Source organism: Microcystis sp. BLCC-F210 (assembly GCF_042134685.1).
Classification (GTDB): Bacteria; Cyanobacteriota; Cyanobacteriia; order Cyanobacteriales; family Microcystaceae; genus Microcystis; species Microcystis aeruginosa_D.
On sequence record NZ_CP169647.1, the window covers coordinates 1032316 to 1054578 of the forward strand.

Consider the following 22263-nt stretch of genomic DNA (forward strand, 5'->3'; position numbering starts at 1 on the left):
GTCATAAGTAGTCGTGCAAAATTAATTTCCTAGTAAAGATAGGCAAAAGGCAAGAGGCAAAAGGCAAGAGGGGGTTAGATATGTGTAATTAATTTTGCTTAGGTACTTATAAAATCCATGGTAAGGCAAAAGAATACAAATCGGCTGTCTAGCAATCAGATGCCTTGCAGCATTCTACATTAGTCTTACCGTTCACACAACTTGTAGAAAGTCGTCAATTCTTAGATTAAATTCTGTTTAAAAGATAGAGGAGATTGGGGAGAAACAATTGATAACTGAGTTTTTAAAGTTGAATTGGCAGTTAACCATAAGTACCTAAGCAAAATTAATTACACACTTCGATGAAGCTTTTGCCTCTTGCCTATTGCCTCTTGCCTATCTTCACTGGGAAATTTATTTTGCATGACTACTTACTTAAAAACGGGTTTGCTATCAAATCTCAAGGCAAACTTTTAATTCTTCGGCTAAAATCTGGACATGGGGTTCCACCATAATCGAGACATGATTTCCTAGTACGAAATGAATCTCAACTGGCTCTGTAGAAAATTCACTCCAGCCTAAGGAGGAATCCTCGCAATCTCCAGCTATTAAATCTTTATTTGGATCATCAGCTAATTCCTCACTGGCCCGTATAATCGTGATTTTACCGGGATAAATCTGTTTAGGGAGATAATCAATCAGACATAAACAGCTATTTTTATAGGCTTGGACAATTTTTTCAAGCTGCCTAGTTTCCGCATTGGGAGGAAGCATATTAGCCAGTTTAAAAAAGTTTAAGGCGTATTTTAATTGTTCCTCCACTGTTAAGACTTGAAGAGTTTTATAGGAAATATCGATGGTTTTATCTAAATAAACTTCGATACCTTTGCTGACTTCAGCTAACCACCGCGCATGATCCCAATTAATATAATCAAGCAAAATTTGTTTGTCTTTATAAGTGGGTGCTGAAGAATCAATGATTGCTAGTAATGCCACTTGTTGACCCTGATTAACCAACTGTTGAGCCATTTCAAAAGCCACATTACCACCGTAGGAATGTCCCCCCAAAAAGTAGGGTCCTTGGGGTTGTAAATCCTGCATGGCTTGAAGATAAATACTGGCTATATCCTCAATGCGACTGATTTCTCCAAACTGTTGATAGAGATCATTTTCAAAACTGTAGAAAGGTTGATTTTTTCCTAAACAACGTCCTAAATGGTAAAAATAAAATGGTCTTCCTCCAGCGCCTGGAACACAGAAGAAAGGCGGCTTTGAACCCTGGGGTTGAATGGGAACTAAACAAGACTGGTTAGAGGAATCTGCCTCGGTTTGGATAATGGTCGCTAACTGTTCAATAGTTGGGTTTTGAAATATTGTAGTTACGGCAATTTCTTTGCCTAACTGTTCTTTAATTTGGGTGATTAAATAAGGAGCTAAAAGGGAATGGCCACCGAGATCAAAAAAGTTATCCTGCACGCTAATTTTGTCAATCTTTAGCACTTTTGACCAAATTTGCACGAGGTTTAATTCTAACTGATTACGCGCTTCAATAAATCTGTCTGAATCACTGGGGTTACTAGGAGCTTTTAACGCACGGCGATCAATTTTTCCGTTAGCTGTTAAAGGGAAAAACTCCAGCAGCACAAACGCACCCGGAACCATATAACTGGGCAATTTATCGCTAAGAAATTGACGCAAATCGCCACTTGTTAGCTTTACTCCTAGCTTAGGCACAATATAAGCAACTAACTGTTTTTCTCTGGGATTGTCTTCACGAACAATCACACATGAAGACTGTACCGCCTGATTTTGACTAAGTACAGCCTCAATTTCTCCCAATTCAATACGGAAGCCGCGAAGTTTTACTTGATTGTCAATCCGTCCTACATATTCAATATTACCATCGGGTAAATAACGCGCTAAGTCTCCCGTTTTATATATTTTTGACGGCTCATTGCCCCTCTTATTAAGGGGGGTTGGGGGGATCACTTCATCCTTCTCAAAAGGATTAGGGATAAATTTTTCTTGGGTTAATTGGGGACGATTGAGATAACCCTGCGCTAATCCCAGACCCCCAATATGTAATTCTCCTACTACACCAATCGGGACAGGTTGGAGATAGTTATCTAAAATGTAAACCTGTGTGTTGGAGATTGGACAACCAATGGGGATTGACTTTATTGTTGCCTCTAGTTGTTTAGGAATAAGATAGCAACAGGTAAAAGTTGTACTTTCTGTTGGTCCATATCCATTAATAATTTGCGTCAATGGCAAGGTTTCTAGTGCTTTATGAACATGAGCAACCGAAAGTGCTTCTCCACCAATTAGTAGCTGTTTAATTCCTGATAAAGCTTGGGAATCATCGTCAATAATCTTATTGAACAAAGCAGCCGTTAGCCATAAAATAGTAATGCCATGTTTGTCTATTGCATTTCTTAAACTTGTAGCGGTAGGAATATCTTCCGTAAAAATCACACATCTCGCACCATGTAATAAAGCGCCCCAAATCTCAAAGGTAGAAGCGTCAAAAGCAATGGGAGCCATTTGTAAAAATCTTTGTGTTGCATCTAGATGTGCGTAATTTATGCCAAACAAAAGACGATTAACGCTACGATGAATAACCTCAACACCTTTAGGTTTACCTGTAGAACCAGAAGTATAAATAACGTAGGCTAAATTATCCGCAGAAACTGCGCTGTTAAGATTCTCCTGACTTGCCTGATTAATTTGTGACCAATCTTTATCTAAACAGATAACAATAGCCTGATGATTTGGCAGGGAAGTCTGTAAAGATTCGCAGGTTAATATTATTTTAACCTGAGTATCTTGGAGCATAAAGCTAATGCGTTCTTGGGGATAATCTGGGTCAATCGGAACATAAGCACCACCAGCTTTTAAGATTCCTAGTAACCCCACAATCATGTCTAAAGAACGTTCTAGACAAATCCCCACTAATTCCTCTGGTTTTACTCCTAATTTTTGCAGGTAATGGGCTAATTGATTAGCTCGATTATTTAATTCATTGTAGGTTAATTGTTGCTCTGAATATACAACTGCTACTGCGTCGGGGGTGCGTTCTACCTGTTCTTCAAATAACTGATGAATACATTTATCAGAGGGATAATCTGTATGAGTTTCGTTCCACGATGATAACAATTGATTACGTTCTGCATCACTTAACATCGATAACTCAAAAATTCCCATATTGGGATTAGCTGCGATCACAGCTAAGAGATTCTGAAAATGTTGCCCCATTTGGTTAATGGTGCGAGCAGCAAACAAATCGGTACTATAACACCAAACCGCTTCTAAACGATCAGAAACTTCCCAAAAATTTACCTCTAAATCAAATCGCGCTTTAAGCTCCACAGATAAAGGCAAATTCTCCATCTTTAAGCCAGATAAACTGGCCTCAGATTGGGGAGTATTTTGCAGTGAGAACATTACCTGTACCAAAGGATTATGACTTAAATCTCGGTTTAATTGTAATTTTTCTACTAACATTTCAAAAGGCAAATCTTGATGAGCATAAGCTGATAAAGTTGTTTGCTTTACTCGTTCTAATAACTCCAGAAAACTGGGATTTCCCCCTAAATCACCCCTTAAAGCCAAAGTATTGGCAAAAAATCCCATCAATTTCTCAATTGCCGAACTATTACGATTAGCGATGGGAGAACCCACCAAAACATCTAATTGACCACTATAACGAGAAATTAGGACAAAAAAGGCCGCCAGTAAAGTCATAAATAGCGTTGCTCCTGACTCTTGACTTAACCGTTTGAGGCGTTGTGTTAAGTCTTGATTCAGTCGAAAAACCTGTCCATCACCCCGGAAACTAGGAATTGGAGGACGGGGATAATCCGTCGGCAATTCTAAAATAGTAGGCGCATCTTGTAACTGTTTTTGCCAGTAATTAAGTTGACGGTCCAAGACTTCACCGGTGAGCCATTGACGTTGCCATACGGCAAAATCGGCGTATTGAATCGATAATTCAGGGAGAGGGGAAGGCAACCCCCGGACAAAGGCCGCATAAAGTTGAGATAATTCACCAAAGAAGATGCTCAAAGACCAACCATCGTAAATAATATGGTGCATCTTCAACAGCAATACATACTCTTGAGAACCCAGTTTAAGTAACTTAAATTGGACTAATGATTCCTTGGCTAAATCAAAGGGTTTTAAGGAGAAAGCAATCGCTATTTCTTGCAGATGTTCTGTTTGTTCATTCTTTGATAAATTTTGTAAATCTTCCAGGGGTAAACTGACGGGTGAAGGGGGAGCAATGCGCTGAATTGGTTGCCCGTCTACCATAGGAAAAGTGGTTCTTAAAATTTCGTGACGGCGAATTAGTTCACTGAGACTTTGTTCTAAAGCCAACAGATTGAGGTTTCCTTCTAACCGTAAAGCGTCTAACAGATTATAGGAATGACTATCGGGAGAAAGTTGCTGTAGAAACCAGAGTCGTTGTTGAGCAAAAGAGAGGGGTAAATCCTGATCCCGTGACACGGGAATAATCTCTAAATCAACAGCATTAGTCGGGATTTTAGCCGCTTTTAAAAAGGCCAAAATTTCAGGTTTTTTGGCGGCGATTTCTTCTTTAATTTCTGGGGTCATAACCCCTTTGGGAGCCTGAAAACGAAGTTTTTCGCCTTCCAGCCATAGTTTAATGTCTAAACCCTTTAAATAGGCTAAAAATTCTCCTACTTTCACTTACCAATTGCCTCCAAAGTTGTTGTTAAATTAGCTCTAAATCACGAAGTTTGCTCTGAGGATGAAAAAGTCGATCAGATTGCTATTGATTAGGATCAATATTTGTCCTTTGCCGTTTTAGCGGTCTTGCTAAACTATTAAGAGCAGCTAAAACTTTAACTGTTTTTATAATTCACCATCCTCATAATCTTCCAAGCTTTCAGTCATAGCTGTTTCTCCGGGAGTAACGCTAAGAACTTCAATAATTTGGGCTAAATTAGCGATAGTTGGGTATTCCAGCAGATTTTGTAAAGACAATTCCACCGAGAAAAGATCGCGGGAACGGGAGATAACCTGAGTTGCTAACAAAGAATGTCCTCCCAATTCAAAGAAATTATCCTTAATCCCAATACGTTCGACTCCCAAAACTTCACTCCAAATTTGAGCTATTTGAGTTTCAATCGGGGTACGAGGTGCGAGAAATCCCGTAGCTAAATTGCGTGTAGCTGTATCGGGGGTAGGCAAAGCCTGTCGATCTACTTTACCATTAGGAGTCAAAGGTAGGGCATTAAGCAAAACAAAAGCCTGGGGAACCATATAACTAGGTAGCTTTTGTTGGACAAATTCCCGCACCTGTGGCACTAACTTCTGGACTAATTTACCATATAGGGGATTATTCGTATAATCAGTCCAGGATTTGGGAATAATCGTCTCATCATCCCAAAAATTGGGGTATGGTTTTTCATCAATTTTATTTATTATCGGTTCTAGGATGGCATTCTGGCGACAGAAAACCACATCAAAAGAACCATCTTGACTACCTTCCCACCAACTGAGATGAACAGTGTAACCTAACTGTTCTCCCAGTTGCCACATTTGCTCAGGATTAATCCCTATACCGCTATTTTTTGCTAACAATTGCCGCAATTCTCCCACCGTTGTTACCCCGGGAGAATTTTCTAAACAGTCTAAAATTTGTAGTGCCTTTTGTAATCGTTGATTGGGTACATCTCTGATACCTAAATATTCTGGTTGTTCCAGTTTCAGTTTATCTTGTAGTTGCCCTAAAGAAAACCGATCCCGCTGCCAATTTAGCCAAGGAATTGTCGTTTTTTGCCCATCAGTATCCAGATGTAAAGTAACATCATAGCGGAATTGGGTTAACTCATTGTCAGCCTGACCCCGTTTCGGGGCAATTTCTACCCAAGAAATTCGCGGAAAGCGTTGTTTAAGCGCGATAAAGAACTGAGGTGCAATTAACAATTCTTCTTCGGTAGCTACACTTTGATTCACCTGTTTTTGCCATTGTTCAAGGGTTTTATTAGCTTCAGCGCGAGCTAATTGTACCGCCGCGTGGTAAGGCTCTAGTAAGGACAAACTACGAATATCACCTAAGAAAATCTTACCCCGATCTGCAATCGCCTTCACTGCTCCTGCGATAACTTGTAATAGATAATCCACACTAGGGAAATACTGAACAACAGAGTTAATTACTACTCGATCGAAAGTAGCTTGGGGAATGCCGGTAAAATCATCGGCTGTTCGGTGTAATAATTTTACTTTGCCCTCTAAACCCTCAATTGTGCCACATAAATGTTCGAGGTTATTAATGGTAGCAGCGGAATAATCGGCTCCCCAATATTCCTGACAATGTTTCGCCACACGGAATAGCAATAATCCACTTCCGCAACCAATTTCTAACACTCGTTGTGGTGGTTGATTTCCTAAAATTCGGATCACTGTCTGATCAACCCATTCCCGCATTTCTGCTGGGGGAATAGCTTGTCCTGTATAACTACTATTCCAACCACTAATATTAAAAGTGGGGTCTTCAATTTGAGGTTGGGGTTTACTGTAGGATTCTTCGTAAATCTTTTGCCAATCACTAACATATTCACTCTGCCATTGAGCAAGCTGTTCAGGCAATACTTGATCCTTGAGAGCCGGAACTAAGTAGGCTACTAAATTAGTATTAAGCTGGTCATGATCATGATCACTTGCCTGATCAGCGCGAGCTATCACAACCGCTTCTTGTACTAAGGGATATTGGCTCAAAACTGCTTCAATTTCCCCTAATTCAAGGCGGAAACCCCTTACTTTAACCTGATTGTCAATTCGTCCCAGATATTCAATTTTTCCATCAGGTAAATAACGAGCTAAATCCCCTGTTTTATACAAACGTTTGCCTTTTGACTGTTCCTTATTTTCTAAATAGATAAATTTCTCTGCTGTCAATTCTGGGCGATTCAAATAACCTCTGGCTACCCCGGCTCCTCCGATGTGTAATTCCCCGGGTACACCGATAGGAACCGGTTGTAAATGGGAGTCTAAAATATAAACCTGCACATGAGGAATTGGCCGACCAATAGTTATTTTTTCATCAACCGGCGTACATTTAGCTACCGTTGCACAAACACTTCCTTCTGTGGGTCCATAACCATTAAAGAAATTTCGTCCCTGGGACCATTTTTTCACCAATTCAGGAGAACAAGCTTCCCCGGCGACAATAATAGTTTGCAGAGAGGAAAGATTTTCCCAAGGTAGTACCGCTAAAGCTGATGGCGGTAGAGTAATATGAGTAATCTTATTCTCCCGTAATTGCTTGATTAAGGGTAAACCGGGCATTAAATTTTCTTTACTTGCCAAATAAAGTGTCGCTCCTGCTCCCAAAGCCATCAAAACTTCCCAAATACAGGCATCAAAACTAAAAGAAGCAAACTGAAGCACTCGACTCTGAGAAGACACAGCAAAAGTCTGAATTTGTGCCAGAGCAAGGTTACACAACCCTTGATGTTCAACCATCACCCCTTTAGGTTTACCCGTAGAACCAGAAGTATAAATCACATTAGCTAAATTAGAAGCTGTTACCTTCCCCGTCAAATTATCCCGGTTCATTGGTTTAATTTCTTGCCAAGTTTCAGCTAAAAAGATGGTTTTGCCTCGATGATTTGGGAGTTTATCAATCAGTGAACTTTGGGTTAGTAATAAGGGTACTTGACTATCCTCTAACATAAATTGTAGGCGTTCTTGAGGATATTCCGGGTCAAGAGGTAGATAGGCAGCACCGGCTTTAAGGATGCCTATTAATGCCGCAATCATGTCTAAAGAGCGCTCTACACATAAACCGACTATTACCTCGGTTTCTACACCTAAAGATCGTAAATAGTGAGCTAGTTGATTGGCCCGACTATTTAATTCTGCATAGGTCAACTGTTGATTTTCAAAGACTACTGCTACTGCATCAGGGGTACGCGCTGCTTGTTCCTCGATTAATTGATGAATACACTTGTTATAGGAGTAATCAGCTTTTGTCTCATTCCAACCCTCTAATAGTTGATACTCTTCCTCTGGGTTTAATAAGGGTAGTGAAGCTAATGATTGACGGGGATTTTCTACAATTGCCGCTAACAAAGTCTTAAAATGAGTCATCATACGGACAATGGTTTCAGCATCAAATAAATCCCTGTTATAAGAGCAAAAACCGCCCAATCCTTCGGCTGCATCCCAGAGGTAAAGTTCTAGGTCAACCCTAACTGAATCAAGTCCTGATGGTATCTCCTCAATGTTTACTCCGGGTAAATCCCAGGGAGAACTAGGAGCATTCTGAAGGGCAAAAACTATCTGTGTTAAAGGATTACGATCTAAATGACGCTCAATTTGTAATTTTTCGACTAACATCTCGAAGGGTAAATCTTGATGGTCGTAAGCATCTTGAGTAGTTTGTCTGACCTGCGCGAGAAAATCTTCAAAGGTCGGGTCTTGAGATAAATCAAATCTTAACACTAAAGTATTGACAAAAAAGCCGATTAACCCTTCAATTTCGGTGCGATTACGGTTAGCAATTGGTGAACCAATTACCACATCTGTTTGTTGACTATAACGAGATAGTAACACAGCAAAACCCGCTAGTAATGTCATAAAGAGAGTGCTACCGGACTCTTGACTGAGTTTTTTCAGTTGTTGCGTTAGTTGACTATCTAGTTGCAGTCGCTCCGTCCCTCCGCGAAAACTTTGGATTGCTGGCCGGGGACGGTCTGTGGGAAGTTGGTGTAGTAGGGGAACCCCGGTTAATTGTTGCTTCCAGTAGCTTAATTGACGGTCTAATACTTCATTAGTTAACCATTGACGCTGCCACACGGCAAAGTCAGCATACTGTATTGATAAATCAGATAAATCTGCTTTTGTATCGGTGCAGAAACTTCGATAATAGACCGATAATTCGTCAACTAAAACACCTAATGACCAACCATCCGCCGCAATATGATGAATAGCTAATAATAGTACATATTCCTCTGTCTTGACTTGCCATAATTTGACTCGTAATACTGAACCTGATTCGAGATCAAAGGGTTCGGATGCTGCTGCTAATAACAGGTTTTTTACCTGTTGCTCAGAATGACTGAGGTTTTGCAGATTGACAACTGGTAAGGTGAAGGTTACATTAGGATCGATCGCTTGTATTGGTTTGTTATCTTTGAGTTTAAATTGAGTCCGTAGGGGTTCATGGCGTTGAATAATTGCCTGGAAAGCTTTTTCTAAGGCTTTAACATTGAGATTTCCGCGCAAACGCATCGTTAAATCAATAGTATAAGCCCCACTTTCTCCTTCTAATTGATTCACAAACCAGAGACGTTCCTGGGCCCAGGATAGGGGAATATCATCCTCTCGATTAACGGGGACAATTGATGGTAGCTTTAACCCTAAACCTGTTTGCAGTTCTTTTAAAATTACCCCACTTAACTGAGCAATGGTTGGCGATTCAAACAGATAACGCAAGGGTAAAACAATCTCAAAGGTTTCCTGTAAACGAGAAATAACTTGAGTTGCCAACAGAGAATGGCCCCCTAATTCAAAGAAATTATTCTCAATACTGACTCGTTGTAATTTCAGTACCTCACCCCAAATCTGCGCCATTTTTTCTTCAATGGGATTACGGGGAGCTATATATTCACCTTGGCTCTGTAAATCGGGAACAGGTAAAGCACGGCGGTCTATTTTGCCATTGGGAGTTAAGGGGAAAGTATCAAGAAGGACAAATGCCGTTGGAACCATATAGTCGGGTAATTTTGCTCGCAAAAATTGCCGTATTTCGTTAATTGTCAGGTTGATTTCGGGTTGCGGTACAACGTAAGCAACTAAGCGTTTATCCCCTAGATTATCTTCACGAACAATCACACAAGAAGACTGTACCGCCTCATTTTGGTTGAGTAACGATTCAATTTCTCCCAATTCAATGCGGAAGCCACGCAGTTTTACCTGATTGTCAATCCGTCCTAAATATTCGATTTTACCATCGGGTAAATAACGGGCTAAGTCTCCCGTTTTATATAATTTTGACGGCTCATTGCCCCCCTTATTAAGGGGGGTTGGGGGGATCAGTTCATCCTTCTCAAAAGGATTAGGGATAAATTTCTCTTGTGTTAATTCGGGACGGTTAAGATAACCCCTCGCTAATCCCATACCACCAATATGTAATTCTCCTGGAACACCAATCGGGACAGGTTGTAAATGGGAGTCTAAGATATAAACTTGGGTGTTAGCAATGGGACGACCAATAGTTACTTTCACAGTTTCATCTGTCCATTTTTCTACCGTGGCACAAACGCTGGTTTCTGTCGGTCCATAAGCATTAAAGAAATTTCTACCCGTAGCCCATTGTTTGCTCAATTCTTCTGAACAAGCTTCTCCCCCCACAATAATAGTTTGTAACTCGGGGATTTCTTCTAGGGGCAAAGCCGCTAAGGCTGAGGGGGGTAAAATAATATGGGTGATACCATAATCTTTTAATATTCCCATTAATGGCAACCCGGGCATTAAAGCATCTTTGCTGTCTAAATAAAGGGTTGCACCTGCTCCTATTGCCATGATAATTTCCCAGATAGAAGCATCAAAATTGAGGGAAGCAAACTGGAGAAGGCGAGAGTTTGACTGTAAGTTAAAGGTTTTAATTTGCGCTTGAGCTAGGTTAAATAGTCCCCGATGTTCCACCATTACCCCTTTGGGTTTTCCTGTAGAACCAGAGGTATAAATGAGATTAGCTAAATTATTGGCTGTTACTACTCCTGTTAGGTTATCTTGGCTGTTTTGGTTAATTTCTTCTGTGAATCTGTCTAACAAGATTAGCGGCGCTTGATGTTCGGGTAATTTATCGATTAATCCCTCTTGAGTTAGCAATAATGACAGTTGAGCATCAGCGATGGCAAATTGTAGCCGTTCACTGGGATAATCTGGGTCGAGAGGTAGATATGCACCACCCGCTTTTAAGATTCCTAATAATCCCACTATCATCTCTAAGGAACGCTCAAGGGAAATGCCGACTAAAGTATCAGCTTTTACGCCTAATTTCCGCAGATAATGGGCTAGTTGATTAGCACGACAATTTAACTCATTGTAGGTTAATTGTTGCTGGGAACATACCACTGCTACCGCGTCGGGTGTACGTTTTACCTGTTCCTCAAATAATTGATGAATACACTTATACTCAGGATAGTCAACTTGAGTATTATTCCACTCAATTAATAACTGATTAGTCTCACTTTCTGTCAGTAAGGGTAATTGGGAAATCCGCGCTTGAGGATTGGCCACAATTCCCCCTAATAAGTTGAGAAAATGCCCTGATAATCGCTCAATAGTGCTACTCTCAAACAAATCAGTATTATATTCCCAGATACCTTTTAAGCCATCATCGTTGTTAACCATAGCCAAGGTTAAATCAAACTTAGCTGTAGTATTTTCTGGAGGCAAATCTGTCACCGTTAATCCCGTCATTGCAATCTCAGACTTGGGTGTATTTTGCAGGACAAAAGCGACTTGAAATAGGGGAGTATGGCTCAAATCCCGTTCCGGTTGCAACGCTTCGACTAACATTTCAAAGGGTAAGTCTTGATGCGCGTAAGCATCCATTGTCACTTCCCGAACACGGGTTAATAACTGACTAAAACTCGGATTATCTGATAAATCCGTCCGCATCACTAAAGTATTAACAAAGAAGCCGATTAAACCCTCAATTTCACCGCGATTACGATTAGCGATGGGAGTTCCTACTAAAATATCATTTGACCCTGTATAACGATACAATAAAGCATCAAAAGCAGCCAACAGCGTCATAAATAATGTCACCCCTTGTTGGCGACTCAATTCATTCAAAGCTTGGCTAAGTTTGGGGGAAAGGGAAAATTCTTGCTGAGTACCGACAAAGCTTTGCACCGCAGGTCGAGGGTGGTCTGTGGGAAGAGATAATAAAGGGGGTGCAGCTGTTAGTTGATTTTGCCAGTAATTTAATTGAGTTTGTAGGACATCCCCTTGTAACCATTGTTTTTGCCAGAGTGCAAAATCTCCATACTGAATCGGTAAGGGAGCTAAATTTGCGGGTTGATTCTGCACATAAGCATTATATAAGCTGGTCAATTCGTGAATCAACACTTCGATTGACCAACCATCACTAATAATGTGGTGCATACAGACTAATAAGAGATGTTCCGTCTCCGATAGCACCACTAAAGTGATTCTGATTAAAGACTCTTTGGCTAAATCAAAGGGTTGAGTGGCTTGTTTTTGCTTTAATTGCTGTGTTTTTTCTGCTTGCTCTTGGATGGGTAAATCTTGTAAATCAACGACCGATATTGTCTCCCTTGTTGTTTGAATAATCTGAGTCGGTTGTCCATCAATCGTGACAAAATTAGTCCGTAGTACCTCATGGCGATCGCAAATTTCTTGCAAACTTTGTTCTAAGGCCTTTTGATTGAGGTTGCCTCGGAAATGCAACACCATCGGTATATTATATAAAGCGCTATTTGGTTGCAATTGATCTAAAAACCATAAACGCTGTTGAGCAAAAGATAGAGGCATTTCTGTATCCTTAGTTCTCGGTAAAATGGGGGGTACTGTTAGCGTCAGATTTTGCTGCTGTAATTGTCCAATAAGATGCGCTAATTCGGCCACCGTCGCTGCACCAAATAAACTCCGCAAAGGTAGTTCTATTTTAAATAAACTCCGAATCCGGGAGACTAATTGAGTTGCGAGGAGAGAATGGCCGCCAATTTCAAAGAAATTATCATAAATTCCCACTTGCTCTACTTTGAGTATTTCTGTCCAAATTTGCACCAACATCTCTTCAATTCCATTGCGTGGTGCTACATATTGATCCCGGCGATTCCCTATCGTATCTGGTGCGGGTAAAGCGCGACGATCTACTTTACGATTAGTAGTAAGGGGTAAAGATTCCAGAAAAACAAAAGCTTGAGGAACCATATACAAAGGCAATTTACTGGACAGAAACTGACGCAGTTCACTAATCATCGGTATCCGTTCATAATGAGCTACTATGTAGGCGACTAAATATTTATCCCCCGGAGTATCTTCCCGAATAATTACACAAGATGTTTGTACATCAATATTTTGGTTAAGTACCGCTTCAATTTCTCCCAACTCAATACGGAATCCGCGAATTTTAACCTGATTGTCAATCCGGCCAAAACATTCAATATTACCATCGGGTAAATAACGCGCTAAATCTCCCGTTTTATACAACCGATTGAAAGCCGCATTAGCAAAGGGATTATCAATAAATTTTTCAGCAGTTAATTCGGGACGATTCAGATAACCCCGCGCTAAACGAACACCGCATAAATGCAATTCTCCCTTAACTCCAATGGGTACAGGTTGCAGATTTTGATCCAAGATATATGCTTTTGTGTTAGCAATGGGACGACCAATCAGCACCGAATTGATTTTTTCTGACTGATAATCTAGCAAGTCATGAACTATGGCAGTTACAGACGCTTCTGTGGGGCCATAGACGTTAATACATTCAACCCGTTTCCCGACCATTTGTCGCCAAATATTGACGGTTTCTGGTAACACTGCATCCCCTCCCACGGCGACAACTCGCAGACTTGATGGTACAGTAGCTAATGATTGGGAAACGGCGATTGCCCATTCATGCCAATAGGCGGGGGTAATATTTAAAACAGTGAGGCTTTCTTGTTCGATAAAATCAGCAAAATCAGTCAAAGTTGCGAACATTTGCCCCGGTCTTAAAACCACTGTGCCACCTTTTAACCAGGTGGGAAAAATTTCTTCGGCAGCGACATCAAAGCCAAAGGAAGCAAACTGTAAAACGCGATCAGATTCTGTTAAACCGAATACTTCACTAATGCCCCAACTATGATTAACTAAGGCTGCGTGAGTTAACATCACTCCTTTAGGTTTACCTGTGGAACCAGATGTATATAATAGGCATAGTAGATTTTCTGGAACCACTTCACTGAGGGGATTTTCTCGACTTTGAACTGTCAATTTTTCGGCTAATTTATCTAAGACAATTACCCCCACATCTTCTACTGGCAAAGAATCGAGTAAACTTTCTTGAGTTAGCAGTAGAGAAATTTGGGCATCTTCTGCCATATAAGTCAACCGTTGCTGAGGATAATCTGGGTCTAAAGGTATATAGGCTCCCCCAGCTTTGAGAACTGCTAATAATCCGACAATAACTAACAGTGAACGCTCTAGATAAATGCCGACTAAAACTTCTGAATTTACCCCCAAAGATTGTAAATAATGGGCTAATTGATTCGCCTGAATATTTAATTCTTGATAGGTTAATTCTTGACCCTCAAAGACCACTGCTACTGCAGCTGGTGTTCGTGCTGCTTGTTCTTCAAATAAATGATGAACGCACTGATGGAAAGGATAGTCTTTCTCGGTGGCATTCCAGTCTTCTAATAATTCTTTTGCCTCGACTTCGGTTAATAATGGTAGTTGGAAAATTGGCTGTTGTGGGTTAACAACCAATGCTTCTAGTAGGGTGATGAAATTTCCTGTTAATCGTTCAATGGTACTGCGATCAAATAAATCGGTATTATATTCCCATACCCCTTGTAATCCTGCACCGGTATTCTCCATAGCCAGGGTTAGATCAAATTTGGCGGTGTCATTTTCTGTGGTGAGGGGAGTGGCAGTTAAGTCTATTAGTTCTAAGGGAGATGGGGGACTATTTTGCAGCAGAAAATCCACTTGAAATAAAGGCGCGTGACTTAAATCTCGTTCAGGTTGTAGGGCCTCTACCAACATTTCAAAGGGCAAATCCTGATGAGCATAGGCATCCATTGCCATTTCCCGTACTCGACCTAATAACTGATTAAAATTGGGTTTACCTGACAAGTCAATTCGCAGGACTAAAGTATTGACAAAAAAGCCGATTAAACCTTCAATTTCCCTGCGATTACGGTTAGCAATGGGAGTACCAATTAAGATGTCTTCCTGTTCTGTATAACGGTAAAGTAAGACAGCATAAGCTGTTAGCAGGGTCATAAATAAGGTGACACCCTGTTCCTGGGTCAATTGGGTTAGTTTTTCGGTTAATTCTAGGGAAAGGCTAAAGGGTAGATGTCCCCCAGCAAAACTTTGTTGATTGGGTCGAGGTCTATCTGTTGGTAAAGATAGAAGGGCCGGTGCGCCGGCTAACTGTTTTTGCCAGTAGTCTAGTTGCTGTTGCAATACCTCTCCCTGTAGCCATTGTCTTTGCCAAAGGGTAAAATCTCCATACTGGATAGATAGGGGATTGAGAGGCGAAGATAAACCCTGAATATAGGCATTATAGAGGGCGGTTAGTTCCTGAAGAAATACCCCCATTGACCAGCCATCACTGACAATGTGGTGCATACAGACTAATAAGAGATGTTCCGTTTCAGATAACACCAATAAAGTGATTCTGATTAAGGGTTCACCAGCTAAGTCAAAGGGTTGAATCGCTTGATTTTGTGCTAACTCTTGGGACGCAATTGCTTGTTCACTACCAGATAAATGCTGTAAATCCACAACCGTAACTGTCCAGGTTCGTGCTTGTATAACCTGGGTAGGGATACCATCAACGGTAATAAAGTTGGTGCGTAAAGCTTCATGGCGATCGCAAACTTCTTCTAAACTCTGAATTAAGATTTCTGAGTTCAGGTTTCCCTCTAAACGCAAGGCCAGGGGGATATTATAAAAAGAACTATTCGACTCAAATTCAGCCAAAAACCAGAGACGAGTCTGAGCAAAAGATAGGGGTAATTCTGCTGCTTTGTCCCTGGGTAAAATCGGCAGTTCAGTGATTTGTTCTCCTTCGGAAAGCCGTTTTATTTCTTGGGACAATTCGGCGATTGTCGGTGCAACAAATAACTTGCGTAAGGGTATTTCTACCTGAAAAGCCTCACGGATGCGCGAAATTAGTTGCGTTGCTAATAATGAATGTCCACCCAACTCAAAGAAGTTGTCGTGAATCCCCACCTGTGCAACTTTTAATACTTTTGCCCAAATCGAGGATAATATCTCTTCAATGGGGTTACGCGGCGCGATATACTGTTCTTGGCTTTGAAATTCGGGAGCCGGTAAAGCACGGTAATCAGTCTTACCATTAGGCGTTAAGGGTAGGGATTCCAAAATGACAAAGGCACTAGGAATCATATACTCTGGTAACTTGGCTTTCAGGAATTGCCGCAGTTGAGTAATATTAAGTGAATTTTGCTCTTTTGGAGTGGAAATAATCTCTATTTGGGGAATAATGTAGGCGACTAAACGTTTCTGATTTGTCTCATCTTCTTGGGCAATAACAACAGCCGTTTTTACTGCATTGTGCTGACTAAGAACGGTTTCAATTTCTCCCAATTCAATGCGAAAACCCCGAATTTTTACTTGATTGTCAATGCGTCCTAAATACTCAATATTACCATCGGGTAAATACCGACATAAATCTCCTGTTTTATATAATTTTGACGGCTCATTGCCCCCCTTATTAATGGGGGTTGGGGGGATCAGTTCATCCTTCTCAAAAGGATTAGGGATAAATTTTTCTTGGGTTAATTCGGGACGGTTAAGATAACCCCGCGCTAATCCCAGACCCCCAATATGTAATTCTCCTACTACACCAATCGGAACAGGTTGTAAATGGGAGTCTAAGATATAAACTTGGGTGTTAGCAATGGGACGACCAATAGTTACTTTCACAGTTTCATCTGTCCATTTTTCTACCGTGGCACAAACGCTGGTTTCTGTCGGTCCATAAGCATTAAAGAAATTTCTCCCTCTGGCCCATTGTTTACTCAATTCTTCTGAACAAGCTTCTCCCCCCACAATAATTGTTTGTAACTCTGGTATTTCTTCTAGGGGCAAAGCTGCTAAGGCTGAGGGGGGTAAAATAATATGAGTAATACCATAATCTTTTAATCGCCCCATTAATGGCAACCCAGGCATTAAAGCGTCTTTTGTGTCTAAATAAAGGGTTGCACCTGCTCCTATTGCCATGATAATTTCCCAGATAGAAGCATCAAAATTGAGGGAAGCAAACTGGAGAAGGCGAGAGTTTGACTGTAAGTTAAAGGTTTTAATTTGCTCTGTGGCTAGGTTAAATAGTCCCCGATGTTCCACCATTACCCCTTTGGGTTTTCCTGTAGAACCAGAGGTATAAATGAGATTAGCTAAATTATTGGCTGTTACTACTCCTGTGAGGTTATCTTGGCTATTTTGGTTGATTTCTTCTGTGAATCTATCTAACAAGATTAGCGGTGCTTGATGTTCGGGTAGTTTATTGATTAATCCCTCTTGAGTGAGCAAGAATGACAGTTGAGCATCAGCGATGGCAAATTGTAGCCGTTCACTGGGATAATCTGGATCGAGAGGGACATAAGCACCACCCGCTTTTAAGATTCCTAATAATCCCACTATCATCTCTAGGGAACGCTCAAGGGAAATGCCGACTAAAGTATCAGCTTTTACGCCTAATTTCCGCAAATAATGGGCTAATTGATTGGCACGACAATTTAACTCATTGTAGGTTAATTGTTGACCTGAACAGACCACTGCTACTGCGTCGGGTGTGCGTTTTACCTGTTCCTCAAATAATTGATGAATACACTTATACTCAGGATAGTCAACTTGAGTATTATTCCACTCAATTAATAACTGATTAGTCTCGCTTTCTGTCAGTAAGGGTAATTGACTAATTGCTTGTTCTGGATTAGCAATAATCCCGGTTAATAGGTTAACAAAATGTCCTGATAGTCGCTCAATTGTGCTTTGATTAAATAAATCTGTATTATATTCCCAAATTGCAGTTAATCCAGCTTCTTTTACCTGTATAGATAAACTTAAATCGAACTTAGCTGTCTTAAATTCCAAAGGTTGATGAGTGGCTTTTATTCCTTCTAAAGCTATTTCATTGATAGGTTCATTATCTAAGCCAAACATTACCTGAAACAAAGGAGTATAACTCATGTTTCTTTCAGGTTGTAGGGCCTCTACTAACATCTCAAAAGGTAAATCTTGATGGTCGTAAGCATCCGTTGCTGTCTCTCGTACCTGTTTTAATAACTCGCTAAAACTGGGATTTCCAGCTAAATCTGTTCTTAAGACTAAGGTATTGACAAAAAAGCCGATTAACCCAGCTAGTTCACTACGAGTACGGTTAGCGATGGGAGTACCGACTAAAATGTCTGTTTGTCCCGTATAACGATAGAGTAGGGTCCCAAATGCGGTTAAGAGGGTCATAAATAAGGTGACACCTTTTTCCCGACTCAGCTTATTTAACCCTTGACTAAGTTCTGGAGAAAGGATACATTTGATCCTATCTCCCTGAAAACTTTGTTCTAGAGGACGGGGATAATCCGTGGGTAGATGTAATAAAGCTGGTGCGTCCGCTAACTGTTTTTGCCAGTAATTTAACTGGTTTTCTCGGATTTCTCCCTGTAAATATTCCCTTTGCCAAATGGCAAAATCTGCGTACTGGATTGGTAACTCTTGTAAAAGAGGTTCTAAACCTTTAGTATAGGCATTATAAAGGGTTGTCAATTCCTCAATAAATACCCCCATTGACCAACCATCAGAGACAATATGATGCAGACAAATCAGCAAAAAATGTTCTGTGTCTGATAACTTAAGTAGGGTGGACCTAATTAGGGAGTCATTGGCTAAATCAAAGGGTTGATGGCTGTGAATTTCTAGCCATTTTTTGATTTCCTGTTCTTCTCGATATTTTGGGCTGTCTTTACCATTAATAAGCGTTAATTGCCAATTACTTTCTGGTTTGATTATTTGTACAGGATTTCCCTCAATAGTGGCAAAATTTGTGCGGAGGGACTCATGGCGCTGAATAATTTCTTGTAGGCTTTTTTCGAGGACATCTACCTGAAGACTTCCTGTTAAATGCAAGGCCAGGGAAATATTATAAAAGGGACTGTTGGGTTCTAATTGATCTAAGAACCATAAACGCTGTTGAGCATAAGATAGGGGTAATTCTTCAAAATTCATTTTCTTTTTCTTGGTAAAATAGTTGGAACGATGGTATCGGATTTTTTCTGTTTTAACTGTTCAATCCCTTGGGCTAATTCTGCTAGTGTGGCCGAGTTGAATAACTGACGTAAAGGAAGTTCAACTTTCAAGCGATCGCGTATCTGTGCTACTAATTTAGTGGCTAGTAGGGAATGACCTCCCAGTTCAAAGAAGTTATCATTTATACCCACTTTCTCGACTTTTAGCACTTCTGACCAAATAGTTACTAATATATCCTCAATTGGGTTACGCGGCGCAACATATTTGTCTGATGTTTCACTACTAGATTCTGGTGGCGGTAAAGCTCGACGATCTATCTTACCATTAGCAGTAAGGGGTAAGGCATCTAAAATAACGAAAGCATTAGGTATCATGTAACCGGGTAATTTAGCTTTCAGAAATTGCCGTATTTCGTTAATGGTAATCGTTTTTTCCGATTGTGGCACAATGTAGGCCACAAGACGCTTATCTCCTGTTGTATCATCCCTCACTATTACTACTGTTTCCCAAATCTGGGGATGAGATGCTAATAATGCTTCGATTTCCCCCAACTCAATCCGAAAACCCCGAATCTTAACTTGATTGTCAATACGTCCTAAATATTCTAACTCTCCCTTGGGTAAATAACGGGCTAAATCTCCCGTTTTATACAATTTTGACGGCCCATTGCCCCCCTTATTAAGGGGGGTTGGGGGGATCACTTCATCCTTCTCAAAAGGACTAGAAATAAACCTTTCTGTTGTTAATTCAGGACGATTGAGATAACCTTTTGTTACTCCTGCACCCCCCACATACATCTCCCCAGGTACACCAACCGGTACAAGTTGTAAATGTTGGTCTAGTAGATATACCTGTAAGTCGGGAATGGGACGACCAATCACACTAGCTGTACTATCCAAGTCGGTCATACTTAATGGTCGATAGGTGACATGAACGGTAGTTTCTGTAATTCCGTACATATTAACTAATTGGGGGCATTGGTCGCCATGGCGCTGAAACCAAGGTTGTAAGCTGTTAATTTCTAAAGCTTCTCCTCCAAAAATAACTAAACGTAAGCTTAAATCGTTATCTGTTGTCGATGAACGATCCCCCCTAACCCCCCTTGATAAGGGGGGAAAACTTCCTTTTAAGGATTCTTCAACTTGAATTAACTGACGAAAAGCGGTAGGGGTTTGATTGAGAATTGTAACTTTTTCTTGACATAATAGCTGATAAAATGCTTCGGGGGAACGGGTCACTAAGTAGGGTACAACTACCAAGCGTCCACCATATAACAAAGCTCCCCACATTTCCCACACCGAGAAGTCAAAAGCGTAGGAATGAAATAGACTCCAGACATCTTGACTATTGAAATTATACCAAGCATCTGTAGCGGCAAATAATCGCACGACCTTGGAGTGATTGACTAACACCCCTTTCGGTTTACCTGTGGAACCGGAAGTGTAAATAACATAAGCTAAGTTATCTGGAGTGACGGTGTTTTCTGGATTTGACTGGCTGTTTTCGGCGATTTTTTCCCAGTCGGTATCTAAGCAAATAATCGAAGCTTGATGTTGAGGTAGAGTTTCTCCTAACTTTTGTTGCGTTAACAGCACTGATAATTGAGCATCTTCTAACATGAAGCTTAACCGTTCACTGGGATAATCTGGGTCGAGAGGGACATAAGCACCACCCGCTTTTAATATCCCCAATAACCCCACAATCATGTCTAAAGAACGTTCTAGACAAATTCCCACTAATTGCTCAGGTTTTACTCCTAATTTCCGCAAATAATGGGCTAACTGATTAGCTCGACAATTTAACTCATTGTAGGTTAATTGTTGACCTGAATATACAACTGCTACCGCATCGGGTGTGCGTTTTACCTGTTCTTCAAATAACTGATGAAGACACTTGTCAGTAGGATAATCTACCTCAGTATTATTCCAGTTGATTAGCAACTGTTGTTGTTCAACTTTAGTCAATAAAGGTAATTGAGAAATTTCCTCAATTGGATTAGTAATAATCCCCTCAAGCAAAGTCAGAAAATGACCGTTCATTCTTTCAATAGTCTCGCTATTAAATAGGTCAGTATTATATTCCCAAACCCCCATTAATCCCGTCTCTGTATTTTGCATTGATAGGGTTAAATCAAACTTAGCTATTTCACCTTCTAAGGGTAAAGAATCAATAGTTAAACCCGTTAACTCTATTTCAGATAGGGGAGTATTTTGAAGGACAAACATTACCTGAAATAGAGGAGTATGACTAAGATTTCTCTCTGTTTGTAAGGCTTCTACTAACATTTCAAATGGTAAATCTTGATGAGCATAAGCACCTAAAGACATTTCTCTCACTCTCATCAATAATTCCTGAAAACTAGGATTTTCTGAACAGTCAGTCCGCATTACTAAACTGTTCACAAAAAAGCCGATTAAACTCTCTATTTCACGACGGTTACGATTAGCTATAGGTGTGCCTATTAAGATGTCTGATTGTCCTGTATAACGATAAAGTAATATCCCATAAGCTGCTAACAATGTCATAAACATTGTTACCCCTTGTTGCTGACTTAATTCTGTTAGCTTTTGGGTGAGTTCAAGGGATAGTTGAAACTCTTGATGTGCCCCAGTAAATGTTTGGACTGCTGGACGAGGTTTATCTGTTGGTAGTGGTAAGAAAGTTGGTGCTTCTGCTAGTTGTTTTTTCCAGTAATTTAATTGGTTTTCTAAGACTTCTCCCTGTAGCCATTGTCTTTGCCAAATTGCAAAATCAGCGTACTGAATTGGTAAGGGTTTTAAGGGTGAAGATTGACCTTGATTAACAGCATTATATAACGCTGTTAATTCTTCAATAAATACACCCATTGACCAACCATCACTAATAATATGGTGCAGACATAATAATAACCAATATTCGTGATTATTCAGCACGATTAAGGTGGCTCTTACTAATATTTCGTGAGCTAAGTCAAAGGGTTTAAATGATTCTTCTTTGACTAATTTTTTAGCAGCAATTGCTCGTTCTTCCAGTGATAAATATTGTAAGTCAATTACTGATAATGTCCAATTTGTTACTGTTTGAATAACTTGAGTTGGTTGTCCATTAACGTTAACAAAGTTGGTTCTTAATGCTTCGTGACGCTGAATAATTTCCTCTAAACTTTGTGTTAAAGCAGATTGATTAAGATGGCCTTGCAAACGTAAAGCTACAGGAATATTATAGAAAGCACTATTAGGTTCTAATTGGTCTAAAAACCACAAGCGAGTTTGAGCGTAAGACAACAATAATTCAGACTGTTTATCCCTTGAG

Annotated in this window: 3 protein-coding genes; all 3 read right to left on the reverse strand. The window is 40.3% G+C overall.

The window, feature by feature from the left end; all coding sequences use genetic code 11:
* Window positions 1-432 precede the first annotated feature (432 nt).
* Window positions 433-4689 carry an amino acid adenylation domain-containing protein gene (locus tag ACE3JL_RS05065; protein WP_375328978.1) on the reverse strand — a complete coding sequence of 1419 codons (4257 nt, stop codon included), beginning with the start codon at window positions 4687-4689 and terminating at the stop codon, window positions 433-435.
* 165 nt (window positions 4690-4854) lie between these two features.
* A complete protein-coding gene (locus ACE3JL_RS05070) occupies window positions 4855-18951 on the reverse strand; it encodes an amino acid adenylation domain-containing protein (RefSeq protein WP_375328979.1) in 14097 nt (4698 codons plus the stop codon).
* A complete protein-coding gene (locus tag ACE3JL_RS05075; protein ID WP_375329584.1) occupies window positions 18948-22238 on the reverse strand; it encodes an amino acid adenylation domain-containing protein in 3291 nt (1096 codons plus the stop codon). Before ACE3JL_RS05075 ends, ACE3JL_RS05070 begins: the two co-directional genes overlap by 4 nt.
* Window positions 22239-22263 lie beyond the last annotated feature (25 nt).